Source organism: Cohnella sp., assembly GCF_041640265.1.
Classification (GTDB): Bacteria; Bacillota; Bacilli; order Paenibacillales; family Paenibacillaceae; genus Cohnella.
On sequence record NZ_JBEQAP010000041.1, the window covers coordinates 23,907 to 49,821 of the forward strand.

Consider the following 25,915-nt stretch of genomic DNA (forward strand, 5'->3'; position numbering starts at 1 on the left):
AGTGCTAGAGTTGGCCAGTATTGAAAAACGCGGTCCTAATTCATGGCGATTTACTGTTGAACTAGGTTTTGATGGCGAGGGAAAGCGGATCCGTCATCGAAAAACGGTTTCTGGATTTACGAAAAAGGAGGCCGAAGTGGAAATGGCAAAGTTTATCACTGAAGTCAAAACAGGTACTTATTTTGAACCGGAGAAATTGACATTGATGAATTTTGTCGAGGAATGGAAAGTTAAATATGCTCAAAAGCATTTGGAGACGCTCACATATCGCAACTACATGTTTCATATAAAAAACCACATCCTACCCTACTTCGGCCATTTGAGGCTGGATCAAGTAAAAACGCTGCACGTTGTTTCGTTTCTTACTGATCTCACCTCACCCTCAGCAAGAAAAGATGGCCAAGAAAAAACCTTATCCAGCAGCACGATTCAATACATCTACAGAGTATTACGTAATATTTTCAACATTGCTGTTGAATGGCGAATTATTAATTACAATCCCGTCGCTGATGTCAAGAAGCCAAAAGTTACTACAAAAGAAGTTTCCGTCTACAACGAAGAAGAAGTGGCAGCCGTCTTTAAAGCTTTGGATTCAGAGCTATTAGAGTGGCGACTGCTGATTACGTTGGCTCTTACAATGGGAATGCGCCGTGGGGAGCTGCTTGCACTGGAGTGGGCGCAGGTTGACCTACAGAATGCGTATTTGGACGTCAAACAGTCATTCTCACTTACTCAGAAAGGAAATCCACTCATCAAAGCCCCGAAAACAAAGAGCTCTATTCGTCGCATATCCATACCGAGCAGCCTTATTCCGGACCTAATCAAACTTCGTGAAAAAATGATTGCCGAGCGGGCTTTATTGGGCGACAAATGGCTTGGCGGTGACCACTCCTTCGTATTCTCCACAACCAATGGAAAGGCAGTTTATTATTCGTACGCATCGCAGTGGTGGAGAAACTTCACTGTCCGTCATAGCATTCGCTACATTCGGTTTCACGATTTACGGCACACCTCTGCCACGCTACTCATCAACCAAGGAGTCCACGCTAAAGTGATTAGTAGCCGTTTAGGTCACGCTAATATTTCTACAACGATGAATATTTACGGGCATGTGTTACAGAGCGCTGACCAATCAGCAGCAGATAAAATGAATACTCTTTTGCCGAACAGATGATATGGGCTGGTATAACATAAGATTCGAACCCAAACGTCTCTTTAGATGGCTATTTCGCACGAAATGTATAGACACGAGTAGATCCTCCCCTTTTCTCATCAAGCGTCTATAAACGCCATATAGAGCTTTCAGAACACCACAGTCAGACACAAGAAAATAATATACGATTCGCCCTTGCTATAAGAGGCGAATTTTTTTGTATTCAGAGTTTATTTTTCTGATGAATGTCCTTTCAATAAAAAATAGCAATTTCAAAATGTATAAATTCCCTTCTGAACATAGTAAGAGCATATAATAGAATTACTCAAACTCATAAGGAGATAGAAACATGATTAACAAACAAAAAGAAGATATGCGAATTATTGATCTGATTGTGACTTGGGTTGTGAAAATTAAAATAAATAATTATTCAGCATATTTTGATATAAATACGGCCTCCGAAGGACTAGCGCTAAAATTGTTGAATTTAGTTTATGATTATAAACTAGTAGATTTAAATAAAGAAGCTATGAATTATCCTGGTATTGATTTAGGAGATAGGACAAAAAGTGGTTTAGCTGTGCAAGTTACATCTAGGAGTGATAATTCGAAAATCAGAGACACTTTACAGATGTTCTACGAAAAGAAATATATTAATGATTTTCCGAATGGGTTAAAAATGTTTATATTAACTACTGATACAATAAATCTTAATAGGAAAACAAAAGCACCGTATAATCTCTTTTTTAACTATAAAGAAGGGATTATCACACCAAGTTCAATCATGAGAGATATTAGTAATTGTTCTGATAAAAAGAGAGCAGAAATTCTTACTCTTCTCGAACATGAGTTAGGACAGACTGATTATTTCGAAAAAAAGATGCACGAAGTCTTTGAAAGAGTAATTAAAAAATCGGATTCTGAAAATAACCTTAAAGTCCTTGGGCATTTACTTACAGAGAGGACAAAACGAAGGATTGATAAATTTATTGATTTAGAAGCAGGCAGCTGGCAATACGGATATATTGATTTAAATCAGGATTTGATTAGTAAGTTTGAATCGCTGCATAGCTTAGAGGATGATTATAAGTCTCGACTATATCAGGTTCTAGAAAAAATCGAGGATGGCTCAGTACTAAAATTATTGTTTGAAGAGTACATGGAGTTAGAGAAAAACCATTTCAGTATACTTTTGAATTTATTTTTTACAAACCAATTTGCAATACTAATTAGCACAGGAATGTCATTTCAATCATTACTTCGCTCCATGCTTGATTCGTTAATAGATAAGCATAATGAAAATATGAGCATCTTATCTACATATTTTGATATTAAGTTAGAAAAAATTGAAAACAATTATAAAGATATAAATGAAATAATTTGGTTTAAAGGTACTACGGATAAAAGATTGAAACTCGAAAGATTAGTTAATGAGTTAGAAAAGTCTACATCAAGAATGTATGTGTTTTTTGATAGCGGAGAGAATCTTGACGTATTAATAAATTCAATACCTGTAATTAAATTAAATGGTGACAAAATAAGTATGCCTGATACGGTGCGCATGTTGGCTTGGGATTTGGAAACAGTAAGTTATAAAGGAGAGGTATTTGGAGCTTCGATAAATCCAGATGATGTGATTTTTCTTACCCCTACAGATAATGAAACTAAAAGGGAAATAGCATTACTTCAAAAAAGAAGTTTCTTCAGAGTTTATTACTTTGAAGATCAGTCTTAATAAATAAAAGAAACGGTTTCCTGTTTTATTTAAGTAAAGACAAATTACCCAGTATCATTAAGCAAGGTTGTCATATTATCGAGAAACCCAGAACACATGACACATGACGGTTGGGTTTCTTTTTTTGTTTTAAGGTTAAAATATGGTTTCAATAGGGAGGTTACCCTTGAACCCTCCTTCCCAGATGTGGGTCATGAACATGTTCTGCAAGACTGCTGTCATCCAGTGCCTATTCCCTCACAATTTCTAAGCACCGTAAACGGCAATAGAGTTCGTTTTCATTACAACTTCTTGCCTAAACTACTTAGCCGGTTAAATCCTAATCGCCCCTCCCTTCCCCGATCGGTGGTCCTGTAGGCAGTTTTTGCTCTTTGTGGCAGAGGTACAGAGCTAACGCATCAATCTTGAAACCGAAACGTTGGACGTGGGTCCATACGATCCAGTTACGGAACAGAGTCATGCACTTAACCGACGGTGAACTTCGTATCAAACTGATTTCTATTGAGGGCCGTGTTCCCTCCGACCACATGTACGCAAATTCAAAAAAGCATCGACTTCTCAATTATCAGCAAAAATTGCGACCCTTATCCGGAAATGTCCCCAAATTGTCCCCATGCGCAAAACTAACTAATGTCATGAACCTTGATTCAAACTTAAACCAACGTAATAAAAATCAAAAATCCCTTGCAAGGCAAGGGATCTCATTGTTTTAGTTATGGTGCGGTCGAGAGGACTCGAACCTCCACGGTATTGCTACCGCCAGCCCCTCAAGCTGGTGCGTCTGCCATTCCGCCACGACCGCATATGATGAACGTCGTCTGAGTAAGGATACTGCCTTCCCAGAGAAATACTGGTGAGCCATGTAGGACTCGAACCTACGACACCCTGATTAAAAGTCAGGTGCTCTACCAACTGAGCTAATGGCTCTCATGGTGACCCCTAGGGGATTCGAACCCCTGTTACCTCCGTGAAAGGGAGGTGTCTTAACCACTTGACCAAGGGGCCATTATAGGCCATTTGCCCTTGCGCTTAGCGCTGTCCGTTTCAGACGACAAAAATGATTATATCTGAAACAATCGCCTAAGGCAAGTCCTTTTTCGGTCAAAACGCACTTTTTTTTATTTCTTTTTTCGAGCCCTTTCCTCGGTTCCATTTCTGCCTATTTTGCCCCAACGCCGCCTGAACAATCAAAAAGAGCCCTCCGGTACTAAGCCGCGGGCTCTCCTCAAGTCGTCTTTTATGAATTCCATGGGTGGCGGGGAGAGAGGGATTCGAACCCTCGCACGCATGACACGTCTACTCCCTTAGCAGAGGAGCCCCTTATAGCCACTTGGGTATCTCCCCATGGCTCCCCGAACAGGACTCGAACCTGTGACAACTCGATTAACAGTCGAGTGCTCTACCAACTGAGCTATCAGGGAAAGTTCAAAAGCGACAAGTAATAATTTATCATGACCGCGTTATTAAGTCAAGCCTTTCGCAGAAGTTTTTTTCACTGCCTCTCCACCGCTTTTTTCTGTAAAAAATTCGCCCCACATTTAGGGAATTTGTTGACTTCATGCTCGCCCTTATGATATTTATTGATTAATAAATCATTGCAACTGCAATCAAAGAAACGGAGTCGATGCCCGCCTTGAGCCCTAAAGAAGAAATCGCAGCAAGCCGTAAAGAGCAGATCATGCAGAGCGCAGCAGCCTTGTTCGCTTCCCAGGGCTTCTACAAAACCACGACCGCGCACGTCGCGGAAGCTGTAGGCGTAACCCAGCCGTACGTGTTCCATTTTTTCAAGTCGAAAGAACAGCTTTACTTGGCCGTCTTGGAGAAGGCGTTCGACCGGATGATGAACCAGTTTTTCACGGTCAACGCACCTCCCGATCAGCTCAGCACGGAGATGGGCCGCCAGTTCGAGCTCTTGCTCCAAACCCACCGCAACGAAATGCTGCTGCTCATGCAAAGCTTCACGACGCCGGAACCGGCTGTCAGAAATTTCGTGAAGGAAAAATACTCGTTCGCCTACGATCGGCTGGTGGAACGTTTTGCGAAAGCCGGCGTTCCCAATCCGCAATGGCAAGCGAGCATGTTTATTAGCTGCGGACTGATCGGCACGCTATCCGAAGTGCTGGAATTGCCGAAGTTGGCCCCGTGGTGCGACTCCGAGTAATCGGAGTTTTCTTTCGCCGCTCATTTATTTATCAATAAATAAAGTTATCAAAAGGAGAGATCACATGTTCACAGCTTCGCGAATCCGTCTGTTAGTCGTCACCTGTATCGCCCTGTTCATGGCCATGCTCGACAATCTGGTCATCGGCGTTGCACTGCCGTCTATTCAGAAAGATCTGAACGCCACCATGTCGGACCTCGAATGGTTCATGAACGCCTACACGCTTGCTTTCGCCGTACTGCTCATTCCGTTCAGCGTACTTGGAGAATCGATCGGGAGAAAAAAGGTGTTTCTTGCCGGCGTCGTCGTCTTTTCGCTCGGATCGCTGCTGTGCGGCCTCAGCGAAACGTCGCTGTCGCTGATTCTGTCCCGCGCGATCCAAGGCGTCGGAGGAGCGGCTATCGTCCCGCTGAGCCTGACGCTGGTCAACTCCGCCTTCCCTCCCGAGAAAAGGGCTGCCGCCATCGGCTTATGGTCGGGAATTTCCGGGCTCGGCCTCAGCGTAGGACCGCTCGTCGGCGGCCTTATTATGGAGGGAGCGCCTTGGCAAATGATTTTCTACGTGAATGTGCCGATCGGCATTCTCGCTGTCCTGTTCGGCTTTAAATGGCTCGCAGAGTCCCGCGGCGTCCGCAAGCCGCTCGATCCTGCCGGAGTGCTTCTGCTTGTCTCCGGGCTGTTCGGATTGATATTCGGATTGGAGAGAGGCAATTCGGAAGGGTGGGGAGCGCCGATCGTCGTCGGTTCGCTTGCTCTTGGAGCGCTGCTGCTCATTCTGTTCTACTTCTGGGAGAGAACGCGCAAAGTTCCGTTCGTGCGCTTCGATCTGTTCCGCAGCCGAGCATACTTCTTCTACACGTTCGCAGGCTTCTGGATGAACGCCGGGGTGTTCGGGGCAATCTTCTTGCTTACTTTGTTCCTGCAGCAGGCGCAGGGCTTTACGCCGCTGCAGGCGGGCGTACGGGAGATGGCTTGGACGACGATGACGATGATCGCCGCTCCGCTGGCCGGTCTCGCCATCAGCCGTCTGGGCAATCGCAACGTGCTGATAGCGGGTCTTCTGTTCCAGACCGCCGCTCTGGCCTGGTTCGCTCTGCTCATCCAGGCGCGCGGCGTAGACTTCCCGTTCCTCGCGATGCTCGGACCGATGATTCTTGCCGGCACCGGGATGGGGCTCAGCTTCACGCCGCTCTCGCATGGTCTGATCTCTTCCGCCCCCGAAGACGCGGCGGGGGAAGCAAGCGGCGTCGGCAACGCTACAAGGGAACTCGGAGGCGTATTCGGCATCGCGATCGGCGGACTGATCTTCCAATCCGGTTCGGCGATTCGCTCGCCGCAGGATTTCGCCGACCATATCGTGCCCAGCCTTGGCGCCGGGTCGCTGATGATGGCGCTCGCGCTGCTCGGCATCGCGATCTTCGTGCGCGGCCGATCGAAAGCGGCGCAATCCGCACCAAACTCCGCCAACGAATCGCCCTCCGCCGTTTAATCGCCTAGCCGCCGCGCTCCCTTGTCATCCGCGGGAGCCGCATGAAACAGCTTCAGCTTCCCCCTGCACTTGCCGCACGAGTATTTCCGAGGGTCCGTGCGGCGCTTGCGGGGGTATTGCATGCCGCAAGCCTGGCACACGAGCAAATACTTCACCGGAAGGCGTCTCGTCGCCCCGGGTAGGGCGCGACAATGTCTCGTTGCTCCAACCTTGACGAGCAGCTGCTTAAAGTCCGCGTCGCGATGCTGGAATCCTTTGCGCTGCAAATGCAAATGATAATGGCACAGCTCGTGCTTGATGATCGCTTCCGTCTCTTCCGCGCCATACGCTTCAAGCTGATGCGGGCTGATCTCGATATTGTGGCTTTGCGTAAAGTAGCGGCCGCCCGTCGAGCGAAGCCGCGAGTTAAAGGTAGCTTGGTGCAAAAACGGCCGGTCGAAATATTCCAAGGACACGCGCTCGACCCACCGCTGCAGTTCTTGATCCTTCATGCCGACAGTCCTCCCCGGCCCTGCAATTAACGTCTCGGAAACCGCCCGTCCGAGCTTGGCCTACTTGAATTGTAGCCCTCTGTTGGGCTACACTGTCAAGTAGAAATGGTTGAGGGGAGACTGCGTTACATGCCTGAAATGTCCTACGTTCTTCTGCAGCACGAGCAAGGAAATCTCGATTTCGTCGAGATGCCCGCTTCCCACGCTTACCAGCTAAGCGCCCTGAATCTGCGCCTTCATAAAGAGCTGTCCAAGCTGACCGCGGACAACGTGCCGAACCTGCCGAGAGCGATAGCCGAATTTCGCGCGCTCGATCTGCTCGACGAGCAGCAATCTCCGATCGGAGGATTGCAATACGTGAACGAGTTGGAGCGTACGTTCGCTTCCATCCGCGAAGGCTCCTATCCGCTGATCGCGCTGCTAACCGAGATCCGCGCTCTTCAAGCCCAACTGGAGCAGTGGTACGAGGAAGAGGATCTGCTCTAGCCCAGCACAAATCCGATTCGGACCTGCACGGTCATCCGCCCAATCCCATATGCTAGCAATACAGCATGAGATGGGAGGAGGACGATTTTCAATGCCTCAATGGCTTTGCAACCAGTTAATGTCCGCTTTTCAGAAGAAAGACCGCAGGCAGATCCGTCTGCTGAACGATTGCTGGTTTTATTATCGGGGCAAACCCGACAAATCCAAGGATACGAAAGATACCGCAGGCTCTACCCCTTGAACCAAGCAAAAACGCCTTCGGTGTCCGCAGGACGGAGAACGCGTTTTGTCGGAGACGATTCAGATAAGGATAGCGGATTTTATGCTTCTGAATCGTGGACGAAAAAAAAGGATCCTCCGCCGCCGACTACCGGCGAACGGAGGGATCCTTTTTTAGCGCTTAAAAATCGAATTCATTCCATCTGACGACTTCGTCCACCGTAAGCCGGACGGAAGGATGGCCTTCCTGGGCGGCTTTGCCGATGGCGATCAGCATGATCGGCACGTAACGCTCCCCGATCTTGAACTCTTCCACGAACTTCTGCGCGTTGTAACCGCCCATAGGAACGGTATCGTAGCCTCTTGCCTTGGCCGACAGCATAATCTGCATCGAGACGAGCCCTCCGTCGGTGTAGACGATTTTACGGGCGATTTCAGGCGGCAGGTTGCCATAGATTTTCGTGGAGTTGGCGATGAACATGTCCCTGGTCGCTTCCGGCATATAACCGGCTTCGTAAGCCCGATTGTAGATCGTTTCCCCCAGCTTGTAGCTTTCCACGTCTCCCAGCACGGCGATGACGGCCGAAGCGTCGACGACTTGCTGCTGGTTGTTCGCGATCGGCAGCAGCTTCTGCTTAAGCTCCGGAGAGTCGATTACGAGAAAACGCCAAGGCTGGAGGTTGGAAGAGGAGGGAGCTTTAAGCGCTTCGGCGAACAATTCGGTCAATTGCTCTCTGGAAATTTTAAAGGACGGGTCGTACTGGCGAACGGAACGGCGTGCTTGAACGACTTCGGCATAGCTCGGGGTTTCAGTTTGCACCGTTTGCGTGGTTGACATTGTAATTCCTCCGTTTTCATAAAAATGTTAATTGTGTGCATTATAGCACAGTTAATTTCAAACGAGTGAAATGGATGCCATCCCTAGCGTTTGAAAATAACCGGGCTCTTATTCCGACAAAGAAAATGCGTTGAAACTGTTCTGATTAATGCACAGTATATTCTTCTTCCATTCGATTGTCAATATGTCGGAGCTCCCGGAATGGTCGCCCGATGCGCACCAAGAAAAAGCCTCGCGATCCCGGTCGGGAAGACCGGTCGCGAGGCGCCTACCTTTACATCAAGAACCCCACAGAGCCAGACGTTCATTCAGAAGCTGCTGCCGAAGCTGTTCGGCTTTCTCGACGCCAGCCGCTTCGATTTCCTTCATATATTTGTCCCACAGCCCGTCAAATTGTTCAGGCTTGGCGAGAATCGCTTCTGGAATCCGCTTCCACGTAATGTTCTTAAGCTTCTCCTCCAGGACGGAGAGATCGTTGTCGCTTGGAACCGGAATGTTCCAGAGGGCGCCCCACGGCTTTGGCTTGAACTCGTCTTCTTGCGGGAACAGGTCCTTCCAGATGGTTGCGCCGTATGCGGCGAGAACTTCTTTCTCCACTGAGCTGTAATCGCTGACGAGCTGCTCCGGGAACCTCGTCGTGTAGTAGTTGCCGGTCGGGTCTTTGACTCCGTCGCCGTAGTGCGCGCTCAACAGGTTGTAGCTTCCGATGCCGGATTCCTTCTGGAAGTTGATTGCATCGTTAATTTTGCGATCGGCGACCTCAGGCGGAATGAAGCGTTTGCCGTTCTCGACATTGTAATGCTTGCCTTCGATACCCCAGTTCGCCAGCACTTGACCCTCGTCAGAAGCGAGGTAGTCCAGGAATTTGATCGTGCGCACCGGATCCGGGTTGTCAACCGAGATCGCGACGCCGAGACCGCCCGTAAAGCCAGTCGACCAGAACGCCGGGTTCTTATACTCTTCTGTCAGGGTGACCGGGTAATGGCCGTACGTTTGATCGAACTTGCCTTCCGCTTTCAGTGGTCTTTGACCTTCGTCGAAATCCCATTTTTGGTCAATCAGGCCGAGTACGCGGCCCGTGGCGATTTTCGCTTTGTACTGATCGTATTTCTGAACGAACGATTCTTTATCAAGCAGCCCTTCCGCATTCATGTGATTCAGCCAGCGGAAGTATTCCTTCTCGACTGGACGGCGGAAGTGGTAAGTCACCTCATGCGTGTCGATATCTACAAAGTATTCGCCGTCACCTGCGCCTCCGGTGGATGCCCACGCCGGGTCTGTGACGCCGATGTACATCCGCCAGTCATCAGCGATGAGCGACAGGCCGATATTCGGATTGCCGTTCTCGTCCTTCGGATGCTTCGCAAGATACGCTTTGATTGCGTTTTCAAAATCTTTAACCGTACGGATCTTAGGGTAGCCCAGTTCTTGGACGACGCGATGCTGCAGTTGCATCCCACCGTTTGCTTCGAAGTTTTGTTGGCCGACGCTGTCATACGACGGAATGACGTAGATCTTAGGGTCGTCTATACTGTACTTCAGGCGGTTCATCTGTCCTTCGAAAATCTTTTTGATGTTCGGAGCATGCTGCTCGATCAGATCCGTCAGATCAAGCACAGCGCCCGCTTCGACGAATTTGCTGATGCCCCCTTTCGCCGATATGAGATCCGGATATTGGCCGCTGGACGCGATGAGCGCCGTTTTCTGCGCGGCGTCGCCGGTAGCGAATTCCGCGCTGAGCGTGATGCCCGTTTTGGCCGTAAGCGCTTTGCCGATATCATCCATCATGTTGACCCAGTTCGGATTGATGTCCTCGCTGTAGTAGGTAAGCGTCAGGGGTTTAAGCACCTCCTCAGACGGTGAAGCGGACGCCGAACCGGAAGCGTTCGGGCTGGAAGATCCTTTATCGCTGTTGCTGCCGCATGCCGCCAACAAGCCGGCAATCAGTGCGGTGGACAGCACCAGGCTCGGCCATTTTCTCTTTGTTGCCATGTTGTACCCTCCTCAATAGTGTACGAATTGCGATATGCGTATAACGGGCATGCCCGTTGATACCGGTTTCATGGCTGGGCCGGACGAGGGCCGTCGCGCGAAGCGATCAACCTTTGACGGAGCCCAGCGTCAAGCCTTTGACGAAATAACGCTGCAGGAACGGATAAACAAGCAGAATCGGAACCGATACGAATATTGTGATCGCCATCTTGATGGAGTCCGGCGACACTTTCGAAACATTCTGGACAAAGTTCTGTGTACGATAGTCTCCGGAGTTGTTCGTCGTGCTCTGAAGCACTTTGACTAGTTCGTATTGCAGTGTCGTCAGATGCTCGGCCGAGCCGTTATACAAATACGTGTCGAACCAGGAGTTCCATTGGCCGACCGCCAGGAACAGGCCGATCGTCGCCAGAGCGGGTTTCGTCATTGGCAAAATAATTCGCCAGTAGATCGTAAAGTCGTTGGCGCCGTCAATCTTGGCCGACTCCTGCACCTCGTACGGAATGCCGTCTATGAACGACCGGACAACGAATACGTTAAACGCGCTGACGATACCTGGAAGCACGTATACGGCGAACGTGTTCATCATGTTCAGATCTTTGATCAGAATATAGAAAGGAATCAATCCGGCGGTAACGTACAAAGTGACGGCCAAGTACGTCGACACGAACTTTCGCCCTTGAAAATCGCGGCGCGCGAGCGTGTACGCAAGCATCGATGCGCTGATCAATCCGAGCGCCGATCCGATGAGCGTCCGCAGCAGAGAGATTTTGAAACCGGTGAACAACGTGTTGTACGCGAAAATCGCTTTATAGTTGTCCAGCGTGAATGATCGGGGAAAAACGGTAATTCCTCCGCGCACGCTGTCGGTCGAATCGTTCAGCGAAATGGCCAGCACGTTGAGAAAGGGATAAAGCGTAATGATTGACGTGACGATAAGTAACGCGTAGATGAGAAAGTCGACGGCCCGGTCGGTTCCGGGGACGCCTCTGCGAATGCTGCGAGCGTTCATGGTGTCCCCTCCTAGAATACGCTTTCTTTCGTGAAGCGCTTGAACAGTCCGTTCGCCGTGAAGAGCAGGAGTATCGCGACGACCGAGTTGAACATGTTGATCGCTGTCGCGAACGAGATCCGGTTGATCTTTATGCCATATTCCAGCGCATACAGATCAAGTACCTTCGAATAATCGACGACGAGGTTGTTGCCGAGCAGAAATTGCTTTTCGAAACCGATGTTAATCAGATTGCCGATCGATAAAATCATGAGAATAATGATCGTCGGACGGATGCCCGGAAGCGTAATATGCCACATTTGCCTCAGGCGGCTCGCGCCGTCGACTTTGGCCGCCTCATACAACTCAGGCGCGATGCCGGCCATTGCGGCCAAGTAGATAATCGCGTTCCAGCCCGTTTCTTTCCAGACGTCGGACAACGTGACGATGCCCCAGAAGTATTCGCCCTTCGCAAGCCACTGAACCGGCTCGTTCAGAATGCCGCTCCACACCAGAAAATCGTTGACCGCTCCGTTGTCCGTCGACAGCATCTTCGATACGATGCCGGCGACGACCGCCCAAGATACAAAGTGGGGCAAGTAAGATACCGTCTGAACCGTTTTCTTGAACGCCATGTTCTTCACTTCATTGAGAAGGAGCGCAAAAATAATCGGAATCGTAAATCCCGCGATCAGCGACATAAAGCTCATCGCCAGCGTATTGCGCATGACCAGATAAAACGTATCGTCCTGAAAAAGCATCCGGAAATTGTCGAACCCGACCCAGTCCCGCTCCCAGATCGAAAGCTTCGGATTGTACTTCTGGAACGCCATCAGCCATCCCCACAAAGGCAGGTAAGTAAAAACGAACGCCCAAGCGACGAAAGGCAGCGACATCAAGTACAAATACCGGTTTTGGAACGCGCGGCGGAGCGCTCCCCCTCTTCTGCCGGGTATCGCGATCGCTTGCGCGGCCGGACGATCTTCAGGCATCGCTTTCATGAGTTTCCCTCCTTGCTGTATGAATCAATCATAATGAAAACGCATTCTTTCGGCTACACGGCGGATTCGTCGAATAATCATATGAAAATTAGAGATAATCGTTAAACAGAAAGAGACCGACTCGTCGGTCCCTTTGGCGGCTTTCGAATCGGCCTGCGTCTCATGGGGGCGCAATCGCCGATCCTCAGCGGGAATCGGCCTCGTTTTTGCGGTAAGCGACAGGAGACAAGCCTACGTACTTCCGGAATTTGGCATGAAAATAATCGACGTTCGCATAGCCGACCTGCTCCGCGACTTGATACACTTTCAGACCTTTGCGGAGCAGTTCCTTGGCTTTCTCGATTCTTACTTTGTCCAGGTAGGTGTTGAAGTAGTCGCCCGTGGCGTTCTTGAACAGCTTGCCGAGATACGAGCTGTTATAGCCCAACGCCACGGCCAGCGATTCCAGCTTCAGGTTCTCCGAGCTGTTGCGGCGAATGAGCTCGATCATTCTCTGCACCTGCTTGTCCGGACCGGATCCGGCGGTTTGAAGCTTCTCCGCCACGCGGGCGCAGATCGAAGCCAGACGTGCGATCAGCCGGTCGTACCGATACTCCTCGTACAGTGAAGTCAGCTCGGCGTCGAGCAATTGGACGTATTCCCGAATTTCCGGACGGGATTGCGAGAGCTTGGACAAGACGGCCGACATTCGCGCGGCGAAGCCGGTCTTGATCTCCTCCTCAGGCGCGCCCGCGGCCAGCCAGAACCCGCCGATCCGGCGGAGCGCGGACTCGGCGGCTTCGGAATTGGCCGCGTCGAGCGCCAAAATCAGCTTCTCTTCCAGCTCGTTCGCCGCATTGGCGTCGTCGTGGATAACGCCTTCCGGAAAGTCGGGTTCCGAAGTGATGATATGTCCTTCCGGGAACAGGAAGCGGCGCTTCATCAGCTTGCGGGCCTTTTCAAGCGACCGTCCCAGATCCGCCAATTCCGCAACCGATCCTCCCGAAACCGCATCGAAATCCATTTCCCCGCAGGCTTCGGCGATCAGACGGTAGGCTTTGTCCAGAACGGCCGAACGGCCTCCCGAATCCTTAAGCGCAATTCCGAAATACGGTTCGGCGGAGAACACGACCCCCTCGTCCGTTCGGTCGAATTTTTCGGTTAGCCGCCGCTTGGCCGCGGCGACCGCCGAAGCGTCGGGCTCGCCGCGGCCGAGCAGCTTAATAAGCACGATCTCGGAGGACGACCAGTTCAATCCGGCCGTCCGAGAAGACGCTTCTCCTTCCCCGGACAGGAGCTTCTGAATGAAGCTTTCCCGGCTCCTTCCCTCCGCCTCCTCGCTTTCCTCCCGAAGCGTCTCCTTGATCCGCTCCAGTTGCTCGGACAATTCCTCTTCGTCGATCGGCTTAAGCAAGTAGCCGTCGACCTTCAGCTGCAGCGCCGCGCGCGCGTACTCGAAATCCGCGTGTCCGCTCAGGATTAGAAACCGCGGGCAGGGACGCTGCCGCTCCTGAACGGCGCGAAGCAGCTCAAGTCCGTCCATGCCGGGCATCCGAATGTCCACGATCATAAGGTGAGGCGATGCTTCCGGAATCTTGCGAAGCGCTTCCATGGCGTCGGCGGCCGAGGCCGCGACTTGAAAGCCGTACTCCTCCCATTCGATGATCGTCCGAAGTCCTTCGCGGATCAGCGGTTCGTCATCCACGATCATTACGCGATACATGTTCCGTCTCCCCCTCTATCGGAATGCTGAAGCTAATGCGCGTTCCCCTTTTCTCTTCGCTTTCGATCGTTAGACCCGAACGCTCGCCGTAAGTCATGAGCAGCCTTTGCTGGATGTTGTGCAGACCGATCCGGTCCGCTTCCTGGGCCGAAAGCGACCGAATCACGTCTTCGCGCTTCCGAGCCGTCATTCCGATCCCGTCGTCTTCCACGGCGACCCGCAGGCTCCCGCCTTCCCGGTGCGCCCTTACGACAACTGTCCCTCCGTCGACGGATTTCTCTAGTCCGTGCACGACCGAATTTTCGACGAGGGGCTGAATCAGCAGCGGCAGCACCTTTATTTTTGCAGCAGCGGGATCCAGATGAATCGCATAGGCAAGGCGGTCCTCATGACGGAACTTTTGGATTTCCAGATAGCAGCGGATGATTTCGAATTCTTCCTCGATCGCGATTTCCTTGCCGGTCAGCTCCAGATTTTTTCTCATGAGCTTGCCCAGCATTTTTACCGTGCGGGATATTTCCTTCTCGCCCTTCAAATGCGCCTTCATCCGGATCGATTCCAGCGCGTTGTACAAAAAATGGGGATTGATCTGGCTGGCCAGCATCTTCAGCTTGATCTCGTTCTGCTTACGCTCCATGTCGCGGGTTCGCTCGTGGGAAAAACCCACCTCGTCCATCAGCTCGCGGATGTTGCCGACCATCTGATTGAACTGGCGCTTGATCTGCCCAATCTCGTCGCTGCCGTCGACGGTCAGCTCCGTATTGAAATTGCCCATCGACACTTTGTTGATCTGCTTGCTGAATTTGAGCAGGCGATCTGTAAGCACGGTACAGATCGAATAAATCAGAATCAGCGCAACGACGAACACGACCACAATGATCTGGAACCCAATCGAGCTGATCCTGTTCGCCTCTTTCATAATGCTCTCCACGGGAAACACGGATACGATCTTAAGTCCGTTATAGCTGTTATCCAGCTTCAGCGAGTCTATGATAACTTTGGAGCCGATCCCCCCCGCGGCAAGCTCATACTTGCCCGGCTCCAACGCGGCGATCTGATTTCCCCAGTCCAGCTCGTCCAGCTTCCTGCCCGTCATGCCCGGACGGTTGGCGGCGACGACGACCCCGCGTTCGTCGGCCAGGGCGATCTCGGGCTCCTCCTGCTTCAGAATGCCGCTGAGCTCGTTCGTATTGACGTCGATCTGAAGCAATCCGATCGTTTTCGTCTCTTGGAAATAAACGCTCCGAACCAGGCTGAGCATGCTCGAGGTCGAGCGCGAATCGCTCGGGAAATAATACCAGCCCAACCTTCCGATTTGGGTGATGGCCGATCTGTACCAGAACGTTTCGCTCGTCTTGGCGTCCAGCGGCGTAAACTCCCAGTTATCAATTAGCGTCGGATTGTCCGCGTACACTTTGACCCGGGTGATTTCGGAATTGAAATCGAGAAACAATTTGAACTTTTTATAGCCCCAATAGGCGTCGACCACCTGAAAGACGTCTTTATAGCGAGTAGTCGCGACATCCTGCAGATCGGAATCCAGAGACAATTGGTTGGAAAGTTGCATCGGCACGCCCAACATTTCCTGTACGCGGCTCTTCACCCGCTCCACCGTGCTCTCGGACTGTTCGGTCGCCCTCGTCAAGGCGGTCTGCCTGAATTCGTGAACGACGAACAGACCGACGATCATAAAGGGCAGGATGAAAAACAGCATATACGACCATACCATTTTGTTGCGGAGCTTCATGTCGTTCAATCTTCTGGCGTACCGCTTCACAGCCCCTCCCCCCTTCATTACTAGTTATAGGCGAGCGTTCGGAACAATGCAAGCGGTTTCCTGATGTTCTCTGCGGAGCCGGCGAATGCGCCTGGCTGGCGCACCCTGTCATGCGCCGACTCCGTATCGCCCGGACAGTACAATATAACGCTCCATAGCGTTTAATCACAAAAAGGCATCCCGACGGGATGCCCTTCCTTCGCGCCATGCTTATTTATCCGCCGTCACACTTGCGTAGCTGCCCGCGCGTTCGGCGATCTGTCCGATCGTGTAGCGTTCCAGCACAAGCAGAATGGCGCGATCCATCTCGCCCGTCACCTCGGCGAAAATCGCGTTCATCTCCTTGCCGAAGGCGTGATCCCCCGCCGTCTCCCGAATGCCAGAGCATAGAGGATCGGCAACTTGAAGAACCGAGAACACCTCGGCAAGCGTGATCGAATTCGGATCTCTTCTTAATCGGTATCCGCCGTCCCTGCCTTCGCGGGTTTCCAGAATGCCGCCCTTCGCCAGAAGGGACAGAATCCGTCTGAGCAAAGTCGCTTCCGACTGCAGCATCTTGGCGAGCTCCGCGCTCGGACAGGTGCGTATGCAATCCTTCGAGAGGACCACGAGCGCCTGCAGCGCCAGCCCGAACCACTTGGGATGGTAGGAACCGACGCACTTCTCCGGATTCATGCAATCGCCTCCAATTGCTTGAATTGTACCGGATTGCTTCCCCTGGGGCAAGAGGCAATTCATGCATTTGTCGTTGCGCTGTGATAGACGGAGGCAATTCATGCACTCCGCCAAAGAGCCGGCGCCCGGGCGACCTGTAGCCTCAAGTTCTTTACGGCTGGCGCATCGTCAAGCTCACTCGACCTTTCTTCAGATCGACGCCGAGCACCCATACGGTTACCGTATCTCCGACGGCGACCGCTTCGGTCGGATGCTTGACGAATTTGTTGCTGATCTGAGAAATGTGCACGAGCCCGTCGTTCTTGATGCCGATATCGACGAACGCGCCGAAATCGACGACATTGCGCACCGTTCCTTGCAGCTCCATCCCCGGCTTTAAATCTTCGATATCGAGCACGTCCGTATGGAAGATCGGAGGCGGGAGCTCGTCGCGCGGATCCCGTCCCGGGCGCTGCAAGCTGTCCACGATGTCGCGCAGCGTCGGGATGCCGACGCCGAGCCGCTCCGACACGTCCTCCAGACGCACCTCGGCCAGCTTCGCCTTCAGCTCTTCCGTGCCGATATCCGTCAGCTTCAGTCCCAATTCCTTGAACAGCTTGCCGACCACGGCGTACGACTCGGGGTGAATCGGCGTCCGGTCGAGCGGATTCGCTCCGTCCGAGATCCGCAGGAAACCCGCGCACTGCTCGAACGTCTTCGCGCCAAGGCGCGGCACCTTCTGGATTTGCGAACGTTCCGTGAACTTGCCCTTCTCCTCGCGCAGCTTTACGATATTGCGCGCCATCGTCGCGTTAATGCCGGATACGTAGGACAATAGAGAAGGAGACGCCGTATTGACGTCGACTCCGACGTGGTTAACCGCCGATTCTACGACTCCGGTCAAGCTCTCGTCCAGTCTTTTCTGCGTCACGTCGTGCTGATATTGGCCGACGCCGATCGCTTTCGGCTCGATCTTCACCAGCTCGGCGAGCGGGTCCTGGAGACGGCGGGCGATGGAGACGGCGCTGCGCTCCGACACGTCCAGATCCGGGAACTCCTCCGCGGCCAGCTTGGACGCCGAGTAGACGCTCGCACCCGCCTCGTTCACGATCAAATATTGCAGGTCGCGCTCGGGCATCGCTTTGATGATTCCAACCGCGAACTGCTCGGTTTCCCTCGATCCCGTGCCGTTGCCGATGACGATCAGTCCGACTCCGTATTGGTTGATCAACCGCCGGAAGACGACTTCCGCCTCCGCTTTCTTGTTATGAGGAGGAGTCGGGTAGGTGACCGCCACTTCCAGCAGCTTGCCCGTATCGTCGACGACGGCCAGCTTGCACCCGGTCCGGTACGCCGGATCGACGCCGAGCACGACTCTCCCTTTGACGGGCGGCTGGAGCAGCAAATTGCGCAGATTTTCCGAGAAAATGCCGATGGCATGCTCCTCCGCTTTCTCCGTCAGTTCTCCCCGCAGCTCCCGTTCGATCGACGGAGCGATCAGCCGCTTGTACGCGTCTTCCGCCGCGGCGGCCAGCGTGTCCCGAGCGGGACCCGGCCCCTTGATCGTCCTGCGGTTGATCTCGTCCACGATCCGGTCGGCCGGCACGTCGATCGAGACGCTCAGAAACTCCTCGCGCTCGCCGCGATTGATCGCCAGCACCCGATGCGGCGGCAGACGCCGGACCGGCTCCGAATATTGATAGTACATTTCATAGACGGACTCCGCTTCCGCGTCCTTGGCTTTGCTGACCAGAACGCCCTGATCCCAGGTAAACTTGCGCACCCGGCTCCGGATGCCCGCATCGTCGGCCAGCCCCTCCGCCACAATGTCGGAGGCTCCCTGGAGCGCTTCTTCCGCGGTGCCTACGCCTTTTTCCGCATCTATGTATTTCGCCGCTTCGGCGCGCAGGTCTCCCTGTCTCGGCTGCGACAGCAGCCACAGCGCAAGCGGCTCCAGGCCGCGCTCCTTGGCGACGCTCGCCCTCGTCTTGCGCTTCTGCCGGTACGGCCGGTACAGATCCTCGACCTCCTGCAGCTTAACCGCCTTCTCGATGGCCGCTTGCAGCTCGGGCGACAGCTTGCCCTGCTCCTCGATCAGGCGAATGACTTCGCCCTTGCGGTCCTCCAGCCCTTTCAGATACGTGCGGCGGTCGTCGATCGCGCGAAGCTGCACCTCGTCGAGCTCGCCGGTCATTTCTTTACGGTATCTGGCGATAAAAGGAATCGTATTCCCGTCGTCCAGCAAAGCCGCGACCGTTCGCACCTGGCCCAAGCCAAGCCCAAGCTCGCCCGCGATCTGCTTGATCATTCTTTCTTGCGCATTCTGTACCGCATTCTGTATCGCGTTGTCGTTCCCTACGCTCATGCATCGTGCCCCCCGTAACTTATGTACATCCTTTTATTATGTCGCTCATCGCGAGCTTAGGCAAGCGCGAACGCGATATCGGTGACGATTAGCCGCATCTCATTTGCGAACGGATCGGACGGGTGTTATGATGGGCCTGACTTTTATTTCCGAAAGGAGCAAACAGACGGATGTATCAGAGCTTGCAGCAATTTCTGAACGATTGGAAGCACGAATCCTCGCTGACCTCGAACGTGCTCTCCGCCCTGACGGACGAATCTTTAAATCAAAAGGTGACGGAAACGAAAGGCAGAACTCTGGGAGAGCTGGCATGGCACGTGACGACGAGCGTCGGGGGAATGTTCGGCGCCGGCGGGCTGCAACTCGCAGATGTGCCGTTAAAAGAGGCTCCCCCGTCCTCCGCGCGGCAAATCGTCGAGGGTTACCGGCAGGCAGCCGCGGCGGTGGCGACGGCGCTGAAGGAGCAATGGAGCGACGGCAAGCTTTCGGATTCCCTCCTGCTGTTCGGCTCGATCGACACTACCTATGGCGGATTGCTGACGATTGTATTGCGTCACGAAATCCATCATCGCGGTCAGATGACGATTCTGATGCGGCAAGCCGGACTCGTGCCTCCCGGCGTCTACGGTCCGAACGAGGAAGAGTTCGCGGCCATGTTCGGCGGCCGTTAAATGGAAAAGCCAAGGTCCCAGACGACCTTGGCTTTTTAGATTAAGTTGCGTCGCGACTACTCAAAGCTGATCTGAACCTTCATGAGGTCCGCCGCTTTCCCGGCCTCGAAAAAGCCCGGAACGTCCTCCAGGCGAATGACCTTGGAGACGAGCGGAGCGGTATCGAAGCGTCCCGCGGCGATCCAGTCCATGGCAGGCTTGAACGTATGGTTGACGGCCATCGACCCGATCAGCTTCCAGTCGTTGTGATAAATATCGAATGGACGGATGCCGATGACGGCGTCGCGGGGAGCGACGCCGAACTGCAGGTGCGTTCCCCTCGGCGCCAAATACCGGAACTGCGACTCGATGACGGACGGAATGCCGGTGACGTCGACGACGACGTCGAAGCCCCCGTGCCGCCTACGGCGCGCCAGCGCCGTTTCGATCTCGCTGCTGAAGTAGGCGTGCGTCGCCCCGTTGCGCAGAGCCATGTCCAGCTTGCCCTGCGCGACGTCGACGACGGCAAGCTCCCCCGCCCCCGCATGGGACAGCGCCTGGATCAGCAGCTGTCCCATGCTTCCGGCCCCGAACAGCAGCACGCTCTGGCCGACCTTCGGCTCCAACTGGTTCATGCCGTGCACGACGCACGCGATCGGCTCGATAAACGCGCCCTCGGCGAACGTCATGCCGTCCGGCATCGCGAACGCCGTCTCCTCCGGAACGCGCACGAACTCCGCCATCGCTCCGTTCACCGTATCGCCCGTCGCCTGCCATTGGACGCAATGGTTGCCCCGGCCGCTAAGGCAGTAGTCGCATTTTCCGCAAAACAAGGAAGGATCTGCCGCTACCCGGTCGCCAGGCCGGAAACGGGTCACGCCCTCTCCGACCTCGTGCACGATGCCCGCGAACTCGTGTCCGGGGATCAGCGGGTAAGCAGGCAGGAACGTTCCCTGATAAATGTGCAGATCTGTGCCGCAAATGCCGCAGGCCATGACGCGGATCGTCAGCTCCCCGGGGCCGGGCGCCGGATAGGGGACCTCCTTGACGACGGCTTGGCGGGCCGCCTCCATGACAAGAGCCTTCATTCCGTTTCCTCCTCGCGATCGAAAATGACATGGGCCTTCGCTTTTTTACGCGGCCCCTGCTTCAGCACCCAATCCCTTGCCTCTTCGAGCGACAGCCGGTCGCCGAGCAGCAGCTCCGCATCGACCGTTCCGGCCCGCAGCAGAGACAGCGCCCGGTCGAGCGTCGACGGCCCGACGTAGCTGGCCACGATCCGCAGCTCCTTGCGAAACATCGCCTCCGGCCTGAGCGGCACCGTATCCTCCGGGTTCATGACGCCGTAGACGAGCAGCGTTCCTCCCGGAGCAAGCGCGTCGAAAGCCGGACCGAACGCGGACGGCGAACCGGACGCTTCCACCGCCAAATCCGCCTCGAGGCCGCTTCTCGCTTCCTCCTGCGTCATGACTGCGGTCGCTCCGGCCCGCAGCGCCAGCCGGCGATGGTCCTCGTGATGGCTGACGCCGACGATCCGCGATTGGCCAAGCGCCTTCAGGAGCTGGATCATCATGATGCCGGCGGTGCCGAGCCCCCATACGGCAGCCCGTCCGCCCGGCTTCGCCTCCGCCCGGTCGAGGGCATGCACCACGCACGAGAGCGGCTCTCCCAATATCGCGTGGACGGGAGACAGCCCCGCGGGAAGCGGCGAGAGCAGCTCCACCGGCACGCAGACGTACGGGGCGAGCCCGCCGTCGCGGGTGACGCCGACCGCTTGGGCGTTGGCGCACAGGTGGGGCTTGCCCGCGCGGCAGCGTTCGCAGGCGCGGCAAGCCAGATTCGGATCGACGCATACCGCCGTCCCGATGGTCAGCCCTTCGACTCCCGGCCCGATTCCGGCGACGACTCCGGCCAGCTCGTGCCCGAGCACGATATCGGACGCGCCAGGGTAGCTGCCGTCCGCGATATGCCGATCCGTGCCGCACAATCCTGCGGCGGCGACCCGGATCAGCGCTTCTCCCGCCTTTGGAACGGGAATCGGCCGTTCCTCGACGCGAACGTCCCCCGGCTGCTTGTAGACGAGCGCTTTCATTTTACTCTCCTCCTCGTGATCGTTCGTGAGGCAACCGCCCGAATACGCGTCCGTCCTTCGACATAGCAGCAGTCCGGGCGCGCCAGGCGCCCGGACTGTCTCTCCGCTATCCGTTCTGGCGGCCGCTCGGCGATCGCGAATTCGCTTATTCGTACAGCGCGGCTTTGATTTCTTCGTTGTCGAGATTGGTTTGATCGTACCAGAAGAAGCCGGTATCGATGATCGGTTCGACCTTCTCGCCCTTCACTGCGGCGACGGCCGCCTTGACGGTCTCGTAGCCGATGCCGACCGGATTCTGGGTAATCGCGCCGGCCATCTTGCCTGCCTTGATGGCCTCGATCTGCTGCTTGCCGGAATCGAAGCCGATCACCGTAATCTTGCCCTCGAGTCCCAGTTCCGTCACCGCGTTGAACACGCCGATGGCGGAGCCTTCGTTGGCGCCGAAAATGCCTTTCAGCTTCGGATGCGCCTGGATGATCGCCTTCGCAAGGTCTGTCGATTTCAGATGGTCGCCGCCGCCGTATTGAATATCGACGATCTTAATGTTCGGATGATTCGCTTCGATTTCTTTCTTGAAGCCGTCGCGGCGATCGACGCCGGTGCGGCTCGTCTGGTCGTGGACGATCATGGCGATCTCGCCTTCGTCGCCGATCAGCTGGGCCATCTTCTTGGCGGCCAGCGCGGACGCCGCGGCGTTGTTCGTTGCCGCCGTCGTTACCGGAATCTGGCTCTCGACGCCGGAGTCGAAGGCGACAACCGGAATGCCCGCGGCTTGCGCCTGCTCCAGATAAGGCACCGACGCCTGGCTGTCCAGCGCCGCGAACCCGATGGCGGCAGGCTTTTTGTCCAGTGCGGCCTGCAGCATTTCGATCTGCTTGTCGACCTGAGCCTCGGTCTCCGGCCCTTCGAACGTAATTTCGACGCCCAGCTCGGCAGCCGCTTTCTCGGCTCCCGACTTGACCGCTTGCCAGAATTGGTGCTGGAAGCCTTTGGAGACGATCGGAATGTACAGCTTGCCTTCGCTTGCCGCAGGCGCGCTTCCGCCGGCATTGGAAGCCGCTGGCTGGCCGCCCGATTCCTTCTTGCCGCCGCAGGCGCTCAGCGTCAGAGCGACGAGCAGAGTCGTTACGAGAAGCATGGTCCATTTTTTCATAACCGAAGTTCTCCCCTTTGTCTTATGAAATGATTGTATGGAAACTCCGGGCCGAAGCCGCGGAGAACCTACCGAATGGAGATGAGGTTGCAGCTATTTCTTCCGTCTGCGCAGCATATCCGTATACACCGCCAGCAGAATGACCAAGCCGACGACGACGGTCTGCCACTCCTGCGGCACCGACAAAATTCTCAAGCCGTTCGTCAGTACGCTCATGATCAGCGCGCCGATGACAGTGCCTACGATCGTGCCTTTGCCCCCGCTCAGCGAGGTGCCGCCGATGACGACCGCCGCGATGGCCTCCAGCTCGTAGCCGCTGCCGAGCGCCGGCTGGGCGGAGTTGAGGCGGGACGCGATCAGCACGCCGGCCAGTCCGGTGAACAGCCCGGTAATCGTGTAAATGACGATCTTCCAGAAGTTCACGTTGACGCCGGACAGCCGCGTCGCTTCCTCGTTGCTGCCGAGCGCAAAGTTGTACCGGCCGATGATCGTGCGGGACAGAATGATGCCCGCGATAATCGCGGCTACGAAGAAGATCAGCACCGCGTTCGGAATGGTGAAGCCCGGAATAAGTTTGCCCAACACCGAGTCTTGCGCGATTTTGCGGAACGTCGGATCGTCGTTGAAGTAGATCGGCTTCGTGCCGGAAATGACGAGCGCGAGCCCCTTGGCGATCATCATGACCGCCAGCGTCGCGATAAAGGGCATGATCTTCAGCTTCGCCACAAGCGTTCCTGACAGGAAGCCGCACAGCGCCCCGGTCAATATGCCGCCCACAACGCCCAGCCAAACGGGAAAACCCCAGAAGGTAATGAACACCCCGGTCATGACGGCGCTAAGCGTCATCACCGTTCCGACGGACAGGTCGATGCCCCCGGTAATGATGACGAAGGTCGAACCGAGCGCCAGAACGCCGATGACCGCCGTGGAGAGCAGAATGCCGACAATGTTGGAAAACTGGAAGAAATTTTCCGATGCAAACGAAAACACCAGAATCAGAATGATCAGACTCGTAAACGCCAGCAGCTGCTGCAGCATTCCGGAGCCTAGCTTAAGCGTTTTTTTCGCTTCTGCGGTTTGCATGAAGCTCTCCCCTTTCGATTGCTTGAATCAGGCCATTCGCGCGGTGGCCAAGCTCATGATTTTCTCTTGCGTCGCTTCCTCGCGGGAAAGCTCCCCGGTGATCCGTCCCTCGCACATGACGACGATGCGGTGACTCATCCGCAAGATTTCCGGAAGCTCGGAAGAGATCATGACGATCGCCTTCCCTTGCTCGGCCAGCTCTTCGAGCAGCTTGTAGATTTCGCTCTTGGCGCCGACGTCGATGCCCCTCGTCGGTTCGTCGAAAATGAGGATGTCGCAATCGCGAGTCAGCCATTTGCCGATGACGACCTTCTGCTGGTTGCCGCCGGACAAAAATTTGACCTCCTGGTCGATGCTCGGCGTCTTGACCTTCAGCTTATCCACGACGGACTCGGCGACCTCTCCGATCGCTCCCGCCTTCATCCAACTCCCGAACCGCGCGAATCCGCGCAGGCTGGCGACGGCGACGTTCGTCTTGACGTCCATGTCGACGAGCAGGCCGAACCGCTTGCGGTCCTCGGACAGATAACCGATTCCGGCCCGAACCGCGTCATACGGGCTTTGGATGCGGACCTTGCGGCCGTGCACGTACACCTCGCCCGAATCGATCGGGTCCGCCCCGAAGATCGCCCTGGCGAGCTCCGTCCGCCCCGCGCCGATCAAGCCGGCGAATCCGAGAATCTCCCCTTTACGAAGTGCAAATCCGATATCCTTGAGCGCTCTGCCGCGATTCAACCCTTTGACCTCCAGAGCCGTCTCTCCGTACGACGACGTCTTGGCGCGGGATTCCTGATACACGGCGCGTCCGACCATCATCGAGATGATCCGGTCGATCGTCACCTCGTCCGTCCGGACCGTATCGATGTACGCGCCGTCGCGCATCACCGTCACGCGGTCGGTAATCCGCTTGATCTCGTCCATCCGGTGGGAGATGTAGACGATCCCGACGCCGTTCGCCTTCAGCTCGGCGATGATCCGGAACAGGTCGGCGATCTCGCTGTCGCTAAGCGCCGCCGTCGGTTCGTCCATGACGAGCACCTTGGCGTTGAAGGACAGCGCCTTGGCGATTTCCACCATTTGCTGCTTCGCCACGGTCAGCTCGGCAACCGGAGTTTCCGGTTCGATGAACAGGTTTATTTTCTTCAGCAGCTCGCGAACCTGCTCGTTCAGCTTCTTCTCGTCGATGAACAGCGGAAAGCTTTTCTTTCTCGGCTCTCGGCCGATATAAATATTTTGGGCCACGGTCAGATCGGGCGCCAAATTCAACTCCTGATGGATGATGCTGATGCCGGCGTCCTGCGCCGCCTTCGTATGGGGAAACTCCACGTCCTTCCCCAGATAGCGGACCGTCCCGGCATCTTTGGCGTACACGCCGGTCAGCACCTTCATCAGCGTCGACTTGCCCGCGCCGTTCTCTCCCATCAGCGCGTGCACTTCGCCGGCCAGCAGCTCGAATCGAGCCTGCTGCAGCGCCTGAACGCCCGGAAACGCTTTGTCGATGCCCTCCATTTGAATCAATGGTTCGCTCATCGTCTCACCCCTTTTGGCTTGCCTTGCGGTTTTCTGTCTATCCGCATTGTAATTTGAAACGCTTTCAGGCTGAATGGAATAATCTCTTCGCATAGTTGAAAAATCTCTGATGTTCAGAGAAGGGATTTTCCCCCCAATGTTGTCAGGTTAAAATATCTCGCCCAGGTCCTGGCGAATAGGTTGGGCCTTGACGGGACCGAGCCTGCGAGGCTAAGGCCAAAAAAGTGCCTCGGCGCTGCTCAAGCCGCGCGGCCAAGGCCAAAAAAGTGCCTCCGCGCTACCCAAGTCGCGCGGCTAAGGCCAAAAAAGTGCCTCGGCGCTGCCCAAGCTGCGAGGCTAAGGCCAAAAAAGTG

21 protein-coding genes and 5 tRNA genes are annotated in these 25,915 nt (G+C 54.7%); 7 read left to right on the forward strand and 19 right to left on the reverse strand.

Going from position 1 to position 25,915, the window contains the following annotated elements:
- The first annotated feature begins 10 nt into the window (after positions 1-10).
- Both ACESLK_RS22515 and ACESLK_RS22520 read left to right on the forward strand, forming a co-directional pair.
- Positions 11-1,174, forward strand: a complete 1,164-nt coding sequence (locus tag ACESLK_RS22515) for a tyrosine-type recombinase/integrase (protein WP_373231963.1) — start codon at positions 11-13, stop codon at positions 1,172-1,174.
- A 328-nt stretch (positions 1,175-1,502) separates the two neighbouring features.
- Positions 1,503-2,888, forward strand: coding sequence for an SMEK domain-containing protein (locus ACESLK_RS22520; protein ID WP_373231964.1), 1,386 nt, complete (start codon positions 1,503-1,505; stop codon positions 2,886-2,888).
- Positions 2,889-3,604: 716 nt separating this feature from the next.
- On the opposite strand, the gene ACESLK_RS22525 is transcribed toward ACESLK_RS22520, so the two are convergent.
- The 5 genes from ACESLK_RS22525 to ACESLK_RS22545 form a co-directional block, all read right to left on the reverse strand.
- A tRNA-Leu gene (locus tag ACESLK_RS22525) sits at positions 3,605-3,690 on the reverse strand.
- Positions 3,691-3,739: 49 nt separating this feature from the next.
- Positions 3,740-3,815: transfer RNA gene (locus ACESLK_RS22530), tRNA-Lys, on the reverse strand.
- A gap of 3 nt (positions 3,816-3,818) precedes the next feature.
- Positions 3,819-3,893 (reverse strand) — tRNA-Glu (locus tag ACESLK_RS22535).
- Between the two features lie 248 nt (positions 3,894-4,141).
- Positions 4,142-4,232 (reverse strand) — tRNA-Ser (locus ACESLK_RS22540).
- A 1-nt stretch (position 4,233) separates the two neighbouring features.
- Positions 4,234-4,309 (reverse strand) — tRNA-Asn (locus ACESLK_RS22545).
- 203 nt (positions 4,310-4,512) lie between these two features.
- Between ACESLK_RS22545 and ACESLK_RS22550 the strand changes: the two genes are divergently transcribed.
- On the forward strand, positions 4,513-5,049 hold the full coding sequence (locus ACESLK_RS22550) for a TetR/AcrR family transcriptional regulator (protein WP_373231965.1): 537 nt from the start codon (positions 4,513-4,515) through the stop codon (positions 5,047-5,049).
- Positions 5,050-5,113: 64 nt separating this feature from the next.
- A complete protein-coding gene (locus tag ACESLK_RS22555; RefSeq protein ID WP_373231966.1) occupies positions 5,114-6,538 on the forward strand; it encodes an MFS transporter in 1,425 nt (474 codons plus the stop codon).
- Here ACESLK_RS22555 and ACESLK_RS22560 read toward each other — a convergent pair.
- Positions 6,535-7,029, reverse strand: a complete 495-nt coding sequence (locus ACESLK_RS22560; protein WP_373231967.1) for a SprT family protein — start codon at positions 7,027-7,029, stop codon at positions 6,535-6,537. The two genes, ACESLK_RS22555 and ACESLK_RS22560, sit on opposite strands and share 4 nt — an antisense overlap.
- Before the next feature lie 129 nt (positions 7,030-7,158).
- Between ACESLK_RS22560 and ACESLK_RS22565 the strand changes: the two genes are divergently transcribed.
- Both ACESLK_RS22565 and cmpA read left to right on the forward strand, forming a co-directional pair.
- Positions 7,159-7,515 carry a hydrolase/acyltransferase gene (locus ACESLK_RS22565; RefSeq protein ID WP_373231968.1) on the forward strand — a complete coding sequence of 119 codons (357 nt, stop codon included), beginning with the start codon at positions 7,159-7,161 and terminating at the stop codon, positions 7,513-7,515.
- 91 nt (positions 7,516-7,606) lie between these two features.
- Positions 7,607-7,756, forward strand: a complete 150-nt coding sequence (gene cmpA, locus ACESLK_RS22570; RefSeq protein WP_094047983.1) for a cortex morphogenetic protein CmpA — start codon at positions 7,607-7,609, stop codon at positions 7,754-7,756.
- A gap of 159 nt (positions 7,757-7,915) precedes the next feature.
- Here cmpA and ACESLK_RS22575 read toward each other — a convergent pair whose 3' ends face one another.
- The 8 genes from ACESLK_RS22575 to ACESLK_RS22610 form a co-directional block, all read right to left on the reverse strand.
- Positions 7,916-8,572, reverse strand: a complete 657-nt coding sequence (locus tag ACESLK_RS22575; RefSeq protein ID WP_373231969.1) for a nitroreductase family protein — start codon at positions 8,570-8,572, stop codon at positions 7,916-7,918.
- 279 nt (positions 8,573-8,851) lie between these two features.
- A complete protein-coding gene (locus ACESLK_RS22580) occupies positions 8,852-10,564 on the reverse strand; it encodes an ABC transporter substrate-binding protein (RefSeq protein ID WP_373231970.1) in 1,713 nt (570 codons plus the stop codon).
- Between the two features lie 106 nt (positions 10,565-10,670).
- A complete protein-coding gene (locus ACESLK_RS22585; protein WP_373231971.1) occupies positions 10,671-11,576 on the reverse strand; it encodes a carbohydrate ABC transporter permease in 906 nt (301 codons plus the stop codon).
- 11 nt (positions 11,577-11,587) lie between these two features.
- On the reverse strand, positions 11,588-12,556 hold the full coding sequence (locus tag ACESLK_RS22590; RefSeq protein ID WP_373231972.1) for an ABC transporter permease: 969 nt from the start codon (positions 12,554-12,556) through the stop codon (positions 11,588-11,590).
- Positions 12,557-12,740: 184 nt separating this feature from the next.
- Positions 12,741-14,258: a response regulator gene (locus ACESLK_RS22595; RefSeq protein WP_373231973.1), complete on the reverse strand. Its 1,518-nt coding sequence runs from the start codon at positions 14,256-14,258 to the stop codon at positions 12,741-12,743.
- Positions 14,233-16,035, reverse strand: coding sequence for a cache domain-containing sensor histidine kinase (locus tag ACESLK_RS22600; RefSeq protein ID WP_373231974.1), 1,803 nt, complete (start codon positions 16,033-16,035; stop codon positions 14,233-14,235). Before ACESLK_RS22600 ends, ACESLK_RS22595 begins: the two co-directional genes overlap by 26 nt.
- Before the next feature lie 210 nt (positions 16,036-16,245).
- Positions 16,246-16,773 carry an RrF2 family transcriptional regulator gene (locus ACESLK_RS22605; protein ID WP_373231975.1) on the reverse strand — a complete coding sequence of 176 codons (528 nt, stop codon included), beginning with the start codon at positions 16,771-16,773 and terminating at the stop codon, positions 16,246-16,248.
- An 88-nt stretch (positions 16,774-16,861) separates the two neighbouring features.
- A complete protein-coding gene (locus tag ACESLK_RS22610) occupies positions 16,862-19,054 on the reverse strand; it encodes a Tex family protein (RefSeq protein WP_373231976.1) in 2,193 nt (730 codons plus the stop codon).
- Positions 19,055-19,224: 170 nt separating this feature from the next.
- Here ACESLK_RS22610 and ACESLK_RS22615 point away from each other — a divergent pair, with 170 nt between their 5' ends.
- Positions 19,225-19,725: a DinB family protein gene (locus ACESLK_RS22615; RefSeq protein ID WP_373231977.1), complete on the forward strand. Its 501-nt coding sequence runs from the start codon at positions 19,225-19,227 to the stop codon at positions 19,723-19,725.
- Between the two features lie 56 nt (positions 19,726-19,781).
- Here ACESLK_RS22615 and ACESLK_RS22620 read toward each other — a convergent pair whose 3' ends face one another.
- From ACESLK_RS22620 to ACESLK_RS22640, 5 genes are all read right to left on the reverse strand, one after another.
- Complete coding sequence (locus ACESLK_RS22620; protein WP_373231978.1) at positions 19,782-20,792, reverse strand: zinc-dependent alcohol dehydrogenase family protein; 1,011 nt, start codon at positions 20,790-20,792, stop codon at positions 19,782-19,784.
- The gene (locus tag ACESLK_RS22625; protein WP_373231979.1) at positions 20,789-21,796 is read right to left on the reverse strand and encodes an alcohol dehydrogenase catalytic domain-containing protein; all 1,008 of its coding nucleotides are present in this window, start codon (positions 21,794-21,796) and stop codon (positions 20,789-20,791) included. Before ACESLK_RS22625 ends, ACESLK_RS22620 begins: the two co-directional genes overlap by 4 nt.
- Before the next feature lie 145 nt (positions 21,797-21,941).
- Complete coding sequence (locus tag ACESLK_RS22630; protein WP_373231980.1) at positions 21,942-22,949, reverse strand: ABC transporter substrate-binding protein; 1,008 nt, start codon at positions 22,947-22,949, stop codon at positions 21,942-21,944.
- 93 nt (positions 22,950-23,042) lie between these two features.
- Positions 23,043-24,032, reverse strand: a complete 990-nt coding sequence (locus ACESLK_RS22635; protein ID WP_373231981.1) for an ABC transporter permease — start codon at positions 24,030-24,032, stop codon at positions 23,043-23,045.
- Between the two features lie 27 nt (positions 24,033-24,059).
- A complete protein-coding gene (locus ACESLK_RS22640; protein WP_373231982.1) occupies positions 24,060-25,562 on the reverse strand; it encodes a sugar ABC transporter ATP-binding protein in 1,503 nt (500 codons plus the stop codon).
- Positions 25,563-25,915: the final 353 nt, after the last annotated feature.